This window comes from Galactobacter caseinivorans, from assembly GCF_003640665.1.
GTDB lineage: Bacteria > Actinomycetota > Actinomycetes > Actinomycetales > Micrococcaceae > Galactobacter > Galactobacter caseinivorans.
In genome coordinates this window covers 1-13373 of the sequence record NZ_QQXL01000009.1, presented here as the reverse complement: position 1 = coordinate 13373, position 13373 = coordinate 1, and the positions used below count along the sequence as shown (strand labels likewise).

12 protein-coding genes, 3 tRNA genes, 1 rRNA gene and 1 pseudogene are annotated in these 13373 nt (G+C 66.6%); 6 read left to right on the top strand and 11 right to left on the bottom strand.

The features are described 5' to 3' along the window. The first annotated feature begins 59 nt into the window (after positions 1–59). The gene (locus DWQ67_RS12800) at positions 60–1139 is read left to right on the top strand and encodes an Atu2307/SP_0267 family LLM class monooxygenase (protein ID WP_199712723.1); all 1080 of its coding nucleotides are present in this window, start codon (positions 60–62) and stop codon (positions 1137–1139) included. Positions 1140–1214: 75 nt separating this feature from the next. On the opposite strand, the gene DWQ67_RS12795 is transcribed toward DWQ67_RS12800, so the two are convergent. The 5 genes from DWQ67_RS12795 to DWQ67_RS12775 form a co-directional block, all read right to left on the bottom strand. Continuing rightward, a tRNA-Val gene (locus DWQ67_RS12795) sits at positions 1215–1291 on the bottom strand. Positions 1292–1382: 91 nt separating this feature from the next. After that, entirely contained in the window at positions 1383–2345 is a 963-nt protein-coding gene (locus DWQ67_RS12790) for an ABC transporter substrate-binding protein (protein ID WP_121486002.1), read from the bottom strand. 67 nt (positions 2346–2412) lie between these two features. Further along, complete coding sequence (locus tag DWQ67_RS12785) at positions 2413–3078, bottom strand: ABC transporter permease (protein WP_121486001.1); 666 nt, start codon at positions 3076–3078, stop codon at positions 2413–2415. Next, positions 3075–3716, bottom strand: a complete 642-nt coding sequence (locus DWQ67_RS12780; RefSeq protein WP_121486000.1) for an ABC transporter permease — start codon at positions 3714–3716, stop codon at positions 3075–3077. Before DWQ67_RS12780 ends, DWQ67_RS12785 begins: the two co-directional genes overlap by 4 nt. After that, the gene (locus DWQ67_RS12775; RefSeq protein WP_121486078.1) at positions 3713–4558 is read right to left on the bottom strand and encodes an ABC transporter ATP-binding protein; all 846 of its coding nucleotides are present in this window, start codon (positions 4556–4558) and stop codon (positions 3713–3715) included. The genes DWQ67_RS12780 and DWQ67_RS12775 overlap by 4 nt, the downstream gene beginning before the upstream one ends. Before the next feature lie 187 nt (positions 4559–4745). On the opposite strand from DWQ67_RS12775, the pseudogene DWQ67_RS14160 reads away from it, so the two are divergent. Continuing rightward, positions 4746–5162 (top strand): annotated as a pseudogene (locus DWQ67_RS14160) (VOC family protein); the annotation flags it as partial. On the opposite strand, the gene DWQ67_RS12765 reads toward DWQ67_RS14160, so the two are convergent. Continuing rightward, positions 5077–5784: an NADPH-dependent F420 reductase gene (locus tag DWQ67_RS12765; RefSeq protein WP_121485999.1), complete on the bottom strand. Its 708-nt coding sequence runs from the start codon at positions 5782–5784 to the stop codon at positions 5077–5079. The pseudogene DWQ67_RS14160 and the gene DWQ67_RS12765 overlap by 86 nt on opposite strands. Positions 5785–6006: 222 nt before the next feature. Here DWQ67_RS12765 and DWQ67_RS12760 point away from each other — a divergent pair, with 222 nt between their 5' ends. Further along, a complete protein-coding gene (locus DWQ67_RS12760; RefSeq protein WP_158595453.1) occupies positions 6007–7239 on the top strand; it encodes a glycosyltransferase 87 family protein in 1233 nt (410 codons plus the stop codon). Positions 7240–7343: 104 nt separating this feature from the next. On the opposite strand, the gene DWQ67_RS12755 is transcribed toward DWQ67_RS12760, so the two are convergent. Beyond that, a tRNA-Thr gene (locus tag DWQ67_RS12755) sits at positions 7344–7420 on the bottom strand. 243 nt (positions 7421–7663) lie between these two features. Beyond that, entirely contained in the window at positions 7664–8587 is a 924-nt protein-coding gene (locus DWQ67_RS12750; RefSeq protein ID WP_121485997.1) for a DsbA family protein, read from the bottom strand. Between the two features lie 175 nt (positions 8588–8762). Here DWQ67_RS12750 and DWQ67_RS12745 point away from each other — a divergent pair, with 175 nt between their 5' ends. From DWQ67_RS12745 to DWQ67_RS12735, 3 genes are read left to right on the top strand one after another with little or no spacing between them, the layout of a single operon-like run. Beyond that, positions 8763–10214, top strand: a complete 1452-nt coding sequence (locus tag DWQ67_RS12745) for an alpha,alpha-trehalose-phosphate synthase (UDP-forming) (protein WP_121485996.1) — start codon at positions 8763–8765, stop codon at positions 10212–10214. Then, positions 10211–10990 (top strand): trehalose-phosphatase, encoded by a 780-nt coding sequence (gene otsB / locus DWQ67_RS12740; protein ID WP_121485995.1) that lies wholly within the window; start codon positions 10211–10213, stop codon positions 10988–10990. The genes DWQ67_RS12745 and otsB overlap by 4 nt, the downstream gene beginning before the upstream one ends. A 58-nt stretch (positions 10991–11048) precedes the next feature. Further along, positions 11049–12149, top strand: coding sequence for an ABC transporter ATP-binding protein (locus DWQ67_RS12735; RefSeq protein ID WP_121485994.1), 1101 nt, complete (start codon positions 11049–11051; stop codon positions 12147–12149). Positions 12150–12227: 78 nt separating this feature from the next. Here the strand turns inward: DWQ67_RS12735 and DWQ67_RS12730 are convergent. From DWQ67_RS12730 to rrf, 3 genes are all read right to left on the bottom strand, one after another. Next, positions 12228–12304 (bottom strand) — tRNA-Pro (locus tag DWQ67_RS12730). Positions 12305–12400: 96 nt separating this feature from the next. Then, on the bottom strand, positions 12401–12883 hold the full coding sequence (locus tag DWQ67_RS12725) for a hypothetical protein (protein WP_147433700.1): 483 nt from the start codon (positions 12881–12883) through the stop codon (positions 12401–12403). 177 nt (positions 12884–13060) lie between these two features. Then, positions 13061–13177 (bottom strand): 5S ribosomal RNA (rrf, locus tag DWQ67_RS12720). Between the last annotated feature and the right edge of the window lie 196 nt (positions 13178–13373).

Here is a 13373-nt window from a genome sequence, read left to right as displayed (position 1 = left end):
CGCGCCACTCGGCGCGGCCATCTCATCGCAGTCACGTCCTCGGAAGGACCCGCACCCACATGGACACCACCACCGGCTCCATCGTTCCCCCGGCCTCGCTGGAAGGTCCCCTGCAGATCGGTGCGGAGACCTTTGGGGACCGCACCGTTCAGGCGGATGGCTCGCCGACCTCTCACGCCCAGGTGATTCGGGAGGTCGTGAAAGAGGCCGTGGCCGCGGAGGAGGCCGGGCTGGATTTCTTTGGCATTGGCGAGCATCACCGCCCCGACTTCGCCATCAGTGCGCCGGATGTGGTGCTGGCCGCCGCGGCACAGGCCACCTCCACCATCCGCCTCGGATCCGGCGTGACCGTGCTCAGCTCAGATGATCCGGTGCGGGTCTATGAGCGTTTTGCCACCGTTGACGCCCTGTCCAACCGCCGGGCAGAGATCATCGCGGGGCGCGGCTCCTTCATCGAGTCCTTCCCCCTCTTTGGCTACGACCTGCGGGACTACGAGGAGCTCTTTGAGGAGAAGCTTGACCTCCTGGCTCAACTCCTGGAGCAGCAGCCGCTGGATTGGGAGGGCAAACTGCGCCCGTCCCTGAAGGGCGCCACCCTCTTCCCGGAGATTGAGGACGCAGGCCGGCTGTTCACGTGGGTGGGCGTGGGCGGCTCCCCGCAGTCGGTGATCCGCGCCGCGCGGCACGGCCTGCCGTTGTTCCTGGCGATCATTGGCGGAGACCCGCTGGCGTTCAAGCCGCTGGCCGGGCTCTACCGCCGCGCTCTGGAGGAGATGGGACGGCCCGCACAGCCCATCGGTGCGCACGTGCACGGCTTTGTGGCGCAGACGGACCGCGAAGCGCTCACCACGCTGTGGCCGCACTACCAGCGCTCCATGGACCAGGTGGGTGCGGACCGCGGCTGGCCTCCGTACACCAAGGGCCAGTTCATGGCCGCGGCGGAGGAGGACGGCAGCCTGGCCGTCGGCTCCCCAGACACGGTCGCGGAGAAGCTGGCGCGGGTGGCCGGCGGGCTGGGGCTCTCCCGGCTGGACGTGAAGTACTCCGCGGGCACCCTGCCCCACGCCGACCAGCTGCGCAGCATCGAGTTGCTGGGCACCGAGGTCAAGCCCCGCGTGCTGGAACTGCTCACCAAGTAGTTTCCGGCCCACACGGCCGGCGGGAAACGTCAAAGGCCCCCGATCCGAGGATCGGGGGCCTTTGCACAGGGTGCGTGGTGGATCTTACTGGATTCGAACCAGCGACCTCTCGCGTGTGAAGCGAACGCTCTAACCAACTGAGCTAAAGATCCACGAAACCGGGCGAACCCGGCCAACTCCTGAATCTTATCGGAGCCACGCTAGGGTTCCAAATCGGCTTCAGCGCCCGTCTGGGTCTCCGGCTCAGCCGGCTTTGACGATGCCCTGCTCCGCCAGCCAGGCCTTGGCCACGTCCGTGGCGTTCTTCTTTTCCACGGAGCTCTCGCGGTTCAGCTCCACCAATTCCTCGGTGCTGAGCTTGGCGTTCACCGCGTCGATGGCGGCCTTGGCCTTGTCATCCACCTTGGTGGAGACCAGCGGCACCACGTTCTGCGGCAGCACCAGGTGCTTGGGGTCTGCCAGCGTGACGAACTTGTTCGTGGCAATGGCCGGGTCGGCGGAGTACAGGTCAGAGACCGGCACGGTGCCATCCTTCAGGGCCTTCACGGTGAGGGGGCCGCCGCCATCCTCCACCGGCTGCACCTCCGCAGTGACCCCGTATGCGCTCTTGAGCCCGTCCGGGCCGTAGGGGCGCTTGGCCAGCTCGGAGTTGCCGGCAATCTTGACCGGCTGGGGAAGCTTGGACAGATCGCCAATTTCCTTGAGCCCATGCTTCTGTGCGGTCTCTGCGGTGACGTTGAAGCTGTCCTGGTCCGTGGCGCCCGCCGGCTCAAGCGCGCTCAGCCCACTGGGGAGCGCGGCCTTGAGCGCGGTCAGCACCTCTGCCGGGTCCGTGGCCGTGGCCTTCTTGTCCAGGTACTGCAACAGGTTGCCCGTGTACTCGGGGAACACGTCGATCTTCCCGTCAGAGACCTGGCCCATGTAGACCTCGCGCTGGCCAATGTTGAACTGGCGGTCCACCTTAAATCCGGAGCCCTCCAGGCTCTGGGCGTACAGCTCTGCGATCACGGCGTTGCTGTAGTACTGCTGCGATCCCACCACCAGCGTGTCTGCGGGCGCGGAGGACACCGCGGAGCTGCTGCTGGCCAGCGGGTCGCTGGAGCCACACGCGCTGAGGCCAAGCGCGGCCACGGCGGCGATGGCCGCCACGGTTCCGATGGCGCGGCGGCGCCTGGGCTGCTGAGTCTGATCTGGATTGCGGCGCATTGGCCCTCTCCCCGTCGTTGTCGGGCTTTCCACCCGGCGCTAGGCGCAAGCCTAGCGCCGGGGGCCGTCACAGTGCCGCTGTTCCCCGCGGGCGAACGATGCGCTGAATACCCGAGAGAACGACGTCGAGCACCAGGGCCAAGCCCACCGTGAGAATCGAGGCACCAAGCATCATGGCGTAATCCTGCGTCTTCAGGCCAAGGAAGAGCGGGCGGCCAAGGCCGCCGGCCCCCACGTACGCGGCCAGCATGACGGTGGAGACCACTTGCAGCGCCGCGGACCTGACGCCGCCCATCAGCAGGCCAAGGCTCAGCGGAACCTCCACCTTCATGAGGATCTGCCACTCGCTCATGCCCTGGGCACGGGCCGCGTCCGTGACCTCACGCGGCACCGCGTCGATGCCGGAGTACGCGCCGGCCAGCAACGGCGGGATAGCCAGGACCACCAGCGTGATGATGGGCGCGGGCAGCCCCAGGCCCATCCAGAGCGCCAGGAGGGTGACCAGGCCAAGCGAGGGGATGGCGCGGGCGGCGCCGGAGAGCACCACGACGGCGTTGCGGCCGCGACCGGTGTGCCCCACCCACCAGCCAAGTGGGATGGCGATGAGCGCGGAGACCACGATGACGAGCAGCGTGTAGAGCAGGTGCTCCGTGAGGCGCGCGGCCAGGGCATCCGCGCCCGTCCAGGTGAGCGGATCCGTGAGCCAGGTCCAGGCTTCGCTGAAGTAGTTCATGCCTTCACCGCCCGTCGCCAGGGGGTCAGCGCTCTGCCAAGCAAGGCCACCAGAGCGTCCAGGACCAAGGCGAGCACCACGGTGAGCACCATGCCGGCCAGGATCTCCTCCGGGATGCCGCGCTGGAATCCGTCGGTGAAGAGCAGCCCGAGCGAGGGCAAGCCGAGCACACCGGAGACGGTCACGAGAGAGACGGTGGAGACGGTCACGACGCGCAGCCCGGCGGTCAGAGCGGGGATCGCGAGCGGCAACTCCACCTGCCAAAAGCGGCGCCAGGCACCAAATCCTTGCGCCTGGGCGGCGTCCACCACCACGGCCGGGACCGCGGCGAGCGCGTCAGAGACGGAACGGACCATGAGCGCCAGGCCGTACAGGGTCAGCGCGGCGACCACGTTGATGGAATCGCGAATGCCGGTGCCAAGAATGAGCGGGAGCACCACAAAGAGTGGCAGGGACGGGATGGCGTACAGCAAGCCGGTCAGCGTCACCAGGAGCCAGCGGGAGAGCCGGTAGCGGTAGGCAATCCAGCCCAAGGGGATGGCCAGTAGGAGCGAGAGCACAATGGCCGGCGCCGCCAGCGTCAGGTGCTCCAGCAGCCGTTGCCACAGCAGCGGGAGGTTGTTGAGGATCCAGGTCACGCGGGCAGCCCCGGTTCCATGGGCTTCTCCTGCTGGCCCACCACGCCCAGCGGCCGGCCAAAGCGGTCCGTGACGACCTGGCCCTCCGGCGTGGAGCGGACCTCAAGGGTGCGCCTGCCATCCGCCATGCCAAGGAACGTGCGCACAAAGTCGTTGGCCGGGTTGGCCACCAGCTCCGCCGGGGTGGCGTCCTGGACAATCTCGCCGCCGGCGCGGAGCACCACGATGCGATCCCCCAGCGCCAGCGCCTCGTCCATGTCATGGGTGACAAAAACAATGGTCTTCTTCAGTTCCGCTTGCAGGCGGGCAAGCTCAGCCTGCAATTCGGCGCGGACCAGCGGGTCAACGGCGCCAAAGGGCTCATCCATCAGCAGGATGTCCGGGTCTGCGGCCAGCGCGCGAGCCACGCCGACGCGCTGCTGCTGGCCGCCGGAGAGCTGTGCCGGGTAGCGATGGCCCATGGAGGCATCCAGGCCAACGTTCTTCATCTGGAGCTTGGCGCGGCGCAGCGCCTCATCCTTTGGCTCCCCGCGCAGCAGGGGGACCGTCTGGATGTTCTGGAGCACGGTGCGGTGCGGGAGCAGGCCAGAGCCCTGCATCACGTAGCCCACGTCGCGGCGCAGCTTGACGGGGTCCGCCGTGGCCACGTCCTGGCCGTTGACCAGCACCTGGCCCTTGGTCGGGTCCACCATGCGGTTGATCATGCGCAGCAGCGTGGTCTTGCCGCAGCCGCTGGAGCCAACCAGGACGGTGCAGGCGCCCTTCTCCAGGTGCAGCTCAACGTTATTCACGGCCTTGGTGCCGTCCGGATATTCCTTGCTCACATGCTGGAAGTCGATCACCGGACCACCGTACAGGGCACCCGTGACACCCACCCAAAGGTTGACCAAACGGGTCACATGGCCCAGCGCGGCGCGGCGGCTAAATGCCTCGCGGCACGGCCCCGCTCCCCTCATGTTCCCAGTCGAAGGCCGCGGCATAGGCGGTGGGCGTGAGGCCAAGCGTGGCCCGGAAATCCCTGCCAACTCCACGGTGATTGATGGCGTCATGGTCCATGCCGAGCTCAGATTTGATCAGGGCGTGCTGCAGATCGGCGAGATCAATCCCGCGTATGGGCTGGTGGCCGCTCCCGAGGGAGACGGCGACTGCTATTCCCTCGCGTTGTACTGCGCCGACGTGGACGCGCTCGTGGAGCGGGCCGTGGCCGCGGGCGCCACAGTGCGTGAGCCCTTGGCAGACTTTGTCACCGGCGACCGCTTCGCCTCCGTCAGGGACCCCTACGGCGTCCGGTGGTCACTCATGTCCCGTGTGGAGGACCTCTCCGAGGAGGAGAGCCGGCGCCGGCCCGGGAGCCCTCCGGTCAGGCGTCCTGCCGCGCCGGCGCGTTCGCGGCCGCGAAGGCGGCCAACTCGGCACGCAACGCCACGGCGTCGAACCCGCCGTTGAAAATGGGGGTGCCCGGCTGCATGGCTGCCCCGGCAACCAGGTCGCCGGCGTCCACCGGGTCAAAGCCAATCTGGTCCAGGAAGCGCGCCACCACTGCCTTGGCGTCCTGGTTGTCTCCGGCCAGAGCCACGGCGCGGCGCTCAGGTGAGCCCGCAGGCCGGTGATCCGACTCCATCTCGTGGTAGCCGATGTGGTTCAGGGTCTTCACGGTCACCGACGTGTCCAGGAAGTCGGCGATCACCTCGCTTGAACCCCGCGGCACCTCGAATTCCTCGATGGTTCCGTCCGTGCCCGGCCAGTAGTTGAGCAGGTCCACCACCACATGTCCGGCGAGCGCCTCGCGATCCAGCGTGGAGTAGCGGTGCAGCGGAACAGCCGCGATCACCAGATCCGCGCCCACCGTGGCCTCACGGATGGAGGTGGCGCGCACCCCCGGGACCAGGAAGTCAGCGATCAACGCCAGCTCGCGGGCGTCACGCGTGGTCGCCAACCGAACATCGTGCCCCGCCGCGACGGAGAGCCTGGCCAAGACGGTGCCCACGTGCCCGGCTCCCAGGATGGCCACGGACATCGGACGCTGCTGCTCCACTGAAATTCCCTTCAGAATGACGGAGGGGCTCATCACTGCCCCTAGAACTCCCCAGGTTCAGCGCACGGCTGGGCCGGGATATTCCCTGACCCGGATGGCCGCCGGCGGCGCCCGCCGGATCCGCGTCCGGCGACCCCCAGATTCGTGCTGCATGACGCGTTGACTCTAGGCTGTTGTCTAAGTCTCCGGATGACGATGGTGGCAGGAACTGCGACGTTGTTTCCTCGTCCGGTCCAAGCGATCTGGAAGCACCACATGTCGAAGCGCACCCACGTCCCGTTCAGCGGGATGCCGTCACCAATCCGCATCGTCCTGATCTGCCTTGGCGTGGCGGCGGTACTTTGCGCCAGCTACGCCATCGCATTGGAGAGCGCCCGCGTCCCAGGGCTGGACTTTAAGGTGTACCGGGCCGGCGGCGCGGAGCTGCTCAACAACCCCTCCGGGCTGTACGCACCCATCCTGGGGCCGGTCCACGATCCGGGCCTGCCCTTCACGTACCCGCCCTTTGCCGCGGTGCTGTTCTCGGTCTTTGCACTCATGCCGTTTGAGGTCGGCTACCTCCTGCTCAACGCCGTGTCCCTGGTGATTGGCCTGCTGGTGGTCAGGGATCTGACCACGCGTGCTCACGCCCTGTTTCCCCGGGCCGCACGGTGGATGCCGCTGTGGCTCACAGCCACGGTGTTTGTGGCCAGCGGCCCGTTCCGGGACACCATCCTCTTGGGCCAGGTCAACATCATCCTCATGGGCGCCGCGTACCTCACCGCAGTCCGCTTTAAGTCCTTGTTGCCCTTCGCCGTCGCCATCGGCCTCTGCGCCGGCGTCAAGCTGACGCCGCTTGCCCTCATGCTGGTCCCCCTGGCCCTTGGCCGGATCCTTCCCATCCTGGTGGCAGCCGGCACCTTCCTGGCGACCCAGCTGGCCACCCTTCTCGTGATGCCGGATCTCACTGTGGAGTTCTGGACCAAGGCGGTGGTGGATCCCTCCCGCGTTGGCGGGTTGGAGTACATCGACAACCTCTCACTGCGCGGTGTGCTTGAGCGAGTGGGCGCACCCCAGGCGCTGTGGTTGGTGCTTGCCGTGCTCACCGTCGGCGTGTTCTACGTGGCGATGCGCACCCTCCGAACCCGGCTGAGCATCGCCTCGCAGCTGGGGTTGGGCGGGGCCTGCGCCGCGCTCATTTCCCCCGTGACGTGGTCGCATCACTGGGTTTGGTTCCCCCTCTTCGCCTTCGCGCTGGCCGAGGCCTCCACGCTGGTGACGTTGCCGTGGAGGCGCGTGTTCTGGGCCGCGTGCGGCTTTGCCGGCGCCGTCCTCTTCCTCACGCCCAAGCTGATTGTGCGCTGCTTCGGCATGCACCCGGACGACACCCTGCCGTGGTGGGTTTACGTGCTCCACGCCCTGTTTGTGATCGCGGTGCTTGGGTGCTCGACGGCGGTCGCGGCCTCCGCGTTCAAGGATCGCCGGCGCCTCACCGCCGCGGCGGCGTAGGCCCGGCGCGGCGACCGGCGCCAGCCGGAGACCCGCGCATTCAGCGATCGCACAAGCTGCGAACGCACAAGCAAAAAACCCCGCGATATCGCGGGGTTTTTTCGTGGAGCCCCCTACCGGATTCGAACCGGTGACCCCCTGTTTACAAGACAGGTGCTCTGGCCAACTGAGCTAAGGAGGCGCGGACCGCGCACGGTCCCGAACCATCCTACCCAAGCCAACGCCGTCGAGCACTTTCGCCGCCCTGCGCCAGACCCATGATCCGGCCAGAGACCTTGCCAAGCCCCTCCAGCCCCGGGGCATGGCCCTGCACTCGGTCCGGGGCAAGCGGCCACACGCCGCCAACACAGAGGCCGCGACTCCCGGAGCGGGAATCGCGGCCTCCTCCGCGCAGCTTGGCGCGGCTCAGACGAATTGCTGGCTGCTACTTCTTGGCGGCCGCGGCGATCTTCTCGTCGGCGAACGCCTTGAACGCCTCGGCACTATCAGCAGCACCGGTGTAGGTCTCGCCGTTGATCAAAACGGACGGGGTGCCCTGCACGTTGGCCTGCTGGGCCAGTCCGGTGGTCAGCTTGACCCACGGGCGGTAGGTGCCATTCTCGATGCAGGACTTCACGGAGTCCGGCGCGCCAGCGGCAACGGCACGTTCGCCCAGTTGGGCATTGGTGAGGCCACTCGAAGCTGACTGCTCATTGACCAACCCCTCGTCCACTGCCTTCCAGAGCGACTTCATGAAGGGCATGTACGCGGCGGGCGCCTCATTGGCGACGCAGGCCATAGCGTTGGCGCCACGTGAGGGGTAGTTCGTGGAAGAGGCCCGATCCAGGAAGGTCACCATGCGGTACTCCACGGTTGCCTTCTTGTCCTTCACGTACGTCTCCAACAGAGCCGCGTTGGTGTCCTCAAACTGCTTGCAGAAGGGGCACAGAAGATCGACGTAAACGATGACCTGAGCCGGGTTGGCCTTGTCGTTGGCGCCCTGCGGCTTGGTCGGCTCGCCCTGCTTGCCCACCGCGCCCTCCACCGTGTCCGTGTTGATCTCCTGGGGAGTATCAGCGGGGGACTCCGCGAGCTGGTTGGGGCCGTTGTTGACCACGCCGCCGTACTGGTTGGCGTTGGCCGGCACGGGGCCGGTCTTGGCCACGGTGTTGTTCGGGTTGAACTGCGTGGAAACGTAGATGCCGATACCACCGGCAACCACGGCGACCGCGGCAACAATCACGCCGATCTTGATCCACAGGGAGCGCTGACGGCGCTTCTTCTCAGCGGCGTCGCGGGTGGCTCGCGCTTGCGCGCGCGCGGCCTCAAGTCGATCGGCCTTGCTGGGCCGCGGGCTATTCGATGCCATGTGTCCAGATCCTTAGCTCGCACGTCAACGACGCACGGTGGGGGAAGTTGTCACTTCAACTGTCACAGGATACGCGAGCGGCCTGTGAGGCATTTTCAGGCTCGTCACAGCTTCATGACGCCATGACGCTCTGTTGCTGGGTAGGCTCGCAATTACGGACTCTGGGAGGAATCGCATGCGCGGCACGAAGAAGAGCACATCACCGGGACAACATGACTTTGTGGTGGTGGCCAACCGCTTGCCTGTGGATCGGGTGACTGGGGCTGACGGAACCCCTCAGTGGCGCCGCTCCCCCGGCGGTCTGGTCACGGCGCTTGCGCCCACCATGCAGTCCTCCGGCGGCGCGTGGGTGGGGTGGCATGGCGGCGTGGATGAGCCGCTGGACGAGTTTGACGAGGGCGGCATCCATCAGGTTCCCGTTCCCCTGAGCGCCTCCGAGCTGCGCCTCTACTACGAGGGCTTCTCCAACGCCACCCTGTGGCCGCTGTACCACGACGTGATTGTGCCGCCGGAGTTTCACCGCACCTGGTGGGTGGCCTACCGCGAGGTGAACGCCCGCTTTGCTCGCGCCGCCGCGGCCACCGCCGCCCACGGCGCCACCGTGTGGGTGCATGACTACCAATTGCAGCTGGTGCCCCGCATGCTGCGCGACGCCCGCCCGGACCTGCGCATCGGATTCTTTAACCACATCCCCTTCCCGCCAGCCGAGCTGTTTGCGCAGCTGCCCTGGCGCGCCCGCATCCTCGAAGGCCTGCTTGGTGCGGACCTGATCGGGTTCCAGCGCGCCTCTGATACCGCCAACTTCCTGACGAGCGTGCGTCGCTTCCTTGGCGTGACCGCGCGCAAGGGCGGCGTGCAGGTCCCGGGCACCTCCCGGGTCAGCCGCGCGGAGACGCACCCCATTTCCATCGACGCCGCGCACATTGCCGCGTTGGCGCAGGATCCTGACGTGCGGGCCCGCGCAGTGCAGATCCGCGTGGAGATGGGAGACCCGGAGACGGTCCTGCTTGGCGTGGACCGCCTCGATTACACCAAGGGCATCCGGCACCGCCTCAAGGCCTACGCGGAGCTCCTAGATGACGGTGTGGTGCAGGTGGGCCAGACCGGCCTCATCCAGATCGCCAGCCCCTCCCGGGAGAAGGTGGACTCCTACCAGCAGCTGCGGGAGGAGGTGGAGGGCACCGTGGGCCGCATCAACGGCGAGTATGACTCGTTTGCGGCGACCGCCGTGCGCTATCTGCACCATTCCTACCCGGTGGAGGAGATGGTGGCGCTCTACCTGGCCGCGGACGTCATGCTGGTCACCCCGTTGCGGGACGGCATGAACCTGGTGGCCAAGGAGTACGTCATGGCGAGAGGGGCCGACGGCGGCGGGAGACTGGTGCTCTCAGAGTTCGCGGGTGCTGCGGATCAGTTGCGTCAGGCGATCATCGTCAGCCCGCACGATATTGATGGGTTGAAGGCCGCGATCATGTCCGGAATCGAGATGGCGCCGCCGGAGGCCAAGCGCCGCATGTCCAGCATGCGCCGCACCGTTGAGTCTCACGACGTAAACCGTTGGTCCAGGGAGTTCCTTGACTCGCTGATGGGCAACGCCCCCGGCACCACCGAGGAGTCCTCGGCATGACCGGCCTCTCCCCCGCTCTGCGAGAGCGTGTGGGGCGGCTGGCCCGCGCGGGCCACCTGCTCATCGCCCTGGACTTCGACGGAACGCTTTCGCCCTTTGTTGACGATCCCAGCCAGGCGCGCCCGCTCCCCGCGGCCGCCAGGGCGCTGCGGGAGTTGGCCGACGCGGCGGATACCGACATCGCGCTCATCTCAGGGCGCGCGCTCGAGTCCCTTCGCGACGTCGCCTCCCCCGGCCCGCGCACCCTCTTGGTGGGCAGCCACGGCGCCGAGCACTTTGCGCCCTCCGAGTTTGAGGCTGAGGTATCCCAGGCACAGCTGAGCAACAAGCAGAGCAAGCTGCTCAAGAAGGCCGCCGCCACGCTGGAGGCCGTGGCCCAGCAGTTTGAGGGCGCGTGGGTGGAGAGCAAGCCCGCCGGCCTGGTGCTGCACGTGCGTATGACCCCTCAGGAGCAGCTGGGGGCCGTGGTCCGCGCCGCCTTCTCCGGCCTTGACCGCCTGGACGGCGTCACGGCCACGCAGGGCAAGGGCATGATCGAGGTGACCGTGCTGGAGGCGAACAAGGGCCAGGGCCTCAATTGGCTGCGCGAGGTCACCGACGCGTCCGTGGTGCTTTTTGCCGGCGACGACGTGACGGATGAGGACGCCTTCAAGGTGCTCTCCCCCGCGGATGTGGGGATCAAGGTGGGTACCGGACGTACCGCCGCGGAGTTCAGCGTGGACGGGCCTGGTGACATCGCGGAGCTACTGCAACTCCTGGTGGATGTGAGAGGCTGATCACACCATTCACTACGGATCGTCGGGCACGTACCTGCCCGTGGAAGGTTGATGCCCCATGGCCTCTGTCACGTTTGATGGCGCCACGCGCCTGTACCCCGGGGCCTTGGTCCCCTCCGTGGACGGCTTTGAGCTGGAGATTCAGGACGGCGAGTTCCTGGTCCTGGTAGGTCCGTCCGGTTGCGGTAAGTCCACGACCCTGCGCATGTTGGCGGGGCTAGAACCGGTCGACGGCGGTCGAATCCTGATCGGCGACGCGGACGTCACCGACGTGGCACCCAAGGATTGCGACATCGCGATGGTCTTCCAGAATTATGCGCTGTACCCCCACATGAGTGTGGCTGACAATATGGGGTTTGCCCTCAAGATTGCCGGGGTCTCCAAGGAAGAGCGCGAAAAGCGCGTCCTGGAGGCGGCCAAGCTACTAGACCTGGAGTCCTTCCTGAAGCGCAAGCCCAAGGCGCTCTCCGGCGGCCAGCGCCAGCGGGTGGCCATGGGCCGGGCCATTGTTCGCTCCCCCAAGGTCTTCCTCATGGATGAGCCGCTCTCCAACTTGGACGCCAAGCTGCGAGTCCAGACGCGCACCCAGATCGCCTCACTCACCCGCCGGCTGGGCGTCACGACCGTCTACGTGACGCACGACCAGGTGGAGGCCATGACCATGGGAGACCGCGTCGCCGTGCTCTCAGACGGCAAGCTGCAGCAAGTAGATACCCCACGTGCGCTGTATGACACCCCCAAGAACGTCTTTGTGGCCGGCTTTATGGGCTCCCCCGCCATGAACCTGGTGGACGTGGCGCTGGAGGAGGCTGGCGTGCGGTTCGGCGAGTTCCTGCTGCCCGTGAGCGATTCTCAACGCGACTCCCTGACCGGCGCCACCGTGACGTTTGGTGTGCGCCCGGAAGATCTCAAGATCGCCGAGGGCGGCATCACGGTCGCGGTGGACGTGGTGGAGGAACTGGGGGCGGACGCCTACGTGTACGGCCGCGCCACCGTTGCCGGCCAGCAAAAGCAGATGGTGGTGCGAGCCGGCGGACATTCCGCCATCCAGCCCGGCGACACCATCCACGTGCGGCCTGATCAGACCCGCGTGCACTTGTTCGACGCCGCTTCAGGTCTGCGCCTGGACGACTCCCACCGTACGCTCGCGACCGTCTAACGCGGGCCCGGCCCGGCGAGCGAAAACAGTTCCGGGAAACGAAAAAGTCGGAGGATTTCTCCTCCGACTTTTTTGTGCTGGTCGGGGTGACAGGATTTGAACCTGCGACCTCGTCGTCCCGAACGACGCGCGCTACCAAGCTGCGCCACACCCCGTAAACCGTGCTCACCCAGCATACTCACCCTGAAAGCAATCCCCAAATCGGTGGGAGCCTCCGGGTGCCTGCTAAATGAAGAGCTGACAGCCAGAAACTAGTCCTTCCCAGCACCCATGAACCGTGCGTAAAAGCCCATCACCTGCTCCCACAGATCCGTGGGGACTGGCTGCGCCTCCTGACCGGGCTGATGGCGCGGGAGAGGGGCGGTGAAGGTGACGTGAGCGGCGACCCCTCGGTCCTCGATCCGTACCTCCCACTCGTCACCCTCGGCGCCGGGCACCCCCATCTTCACCGCAGCACCCTGCGGCGGACTCCACAGGAGGCTTGCCCCGAGCTGAACACGCTCATCGCGCTCCGTGTCCTCCAACAGCCCTGCTTGGTCCCACCACAATTGCGCTCCCGAGCCGGACACCGAATAGAGGTTCACCGGCCACCACAGGTGCAGGTAGTCAAAGAAGCCCTCGGCCGCGCTGGCTGCATCGCCGGGGATCTGCAGCTCGACGCTCACCACTTCCCTGGGGGCTTCTGGCCCAGGCGAATCGGCGTCGCCGGCAGCGTGTGAGAAGAGACTGTCCATGCGCCCATGATAGTCCCGCTCTGGCGGCCCGCTCCAGAATCGGCATTGAAGGCAGGATTCGCGTCGGCCGGCGGTGTGGGTGCCGGCCGGGGATTGAATGTGGGCATGAGAAAGGCCCCGCGCCTCTCCGAACCCTGTTAGGGGTTTGGGGGCTGCGGGGCCTTTCCGTGTGGTTGTGTCCGGCGGCGTCCTACTCTCCCACAACCTCCCGGTTGCAGTACCATCGGCGCTGTAGGGCTTAGCTTCCGGGTTCGGGATGGGACCGGGCGTTTCCCCTACGCTATGACCGCCGTAACTCTTTCACTCCGCCACAACCCTGCGCATTGCTGCTGTTCGGGGGTGTGGTGGTGGTCTGTGTGTTACTTGCGTGTGCGTGGTGACACAATATTTTGTTGTGGTGATGCTGTATGAAATTTTGGGGTTGCGAAGGTTGTTGTTTCGTAACCGAATAGTGGACGCGTGCAGAGCTTGCTTGAACTGTTTTGAAGCC

Coding starts and splice junctions, on each gene's coding strand:
- DWQ67_RS12800 (WP_199712723.1), top strand. CDS start 60: ATGGACACCACCACCGGCTCCATCGTTCCCCCGGCCTCGCTGGAAGGT.
- DWQ67_RS12790 (WP_121486002.1), bottom strand. CDS start 2,345: ATGCGCCGCAATCCAGATCAGACTCAGCAGCCCAGGCGCCGCCGCGCC.
- DWQ67_RS12785 (WP_121486001.1), bottom strand. CDS start 3,078: ATGAACTACTTCAGCGAAGCCTGGACCTGGCTCACGGATCCGCTCACC.
- DWQ67_RS12765 (WP_121485999.1), bottom strand. CDS start 5,784: ATGAGCCCCTCCGTCATTCTGAAGGGAATTTCAGTGGAGCAGCAGCGT.
- DWQ67_RS12760 (WP_158595453.1), top strand. CDS start 6,007: ATGTCGAAGCGCACCCACGTCCCGTTCAGCGGGATGCCGTCACCAATC.
- DWQ67_RS12750 (WP_121485997.1), bottom strand. CDS start 8,587: ATGGCATCGAATAGCCCGCGGCCCAGCAAGGCCGATCGACTTGAGGCC.
- DWQ67_RS12745 (WP_121485996.1), top strand. CDS start 8,763: ATGCGCGGCACGAAGAAGAGCACATCACCGGGACAACATGACTTTGTG.
- otsB (WP_121485995.1), top strand. CDS start 10,211: ATGACCGGCCTCTCCCCCGCTCTGCGAGAGCGTGTGGGGCGGCTGGCC.
- DWQ67_RS12735 (WP_121485994.1), top strand. CDS start 11,049: ATGGCCTCTGTCACGTTTGATGGCGCCACGCGCCTGTACCCCGGGGCC.
- DWQ67_RS12725 (WP_147433700.1), bottom strand. CDS start 12,883: ATGGACAGTCTCTTCTCACACGCTGCCGGCGACGCCGATTCGCCTGGG.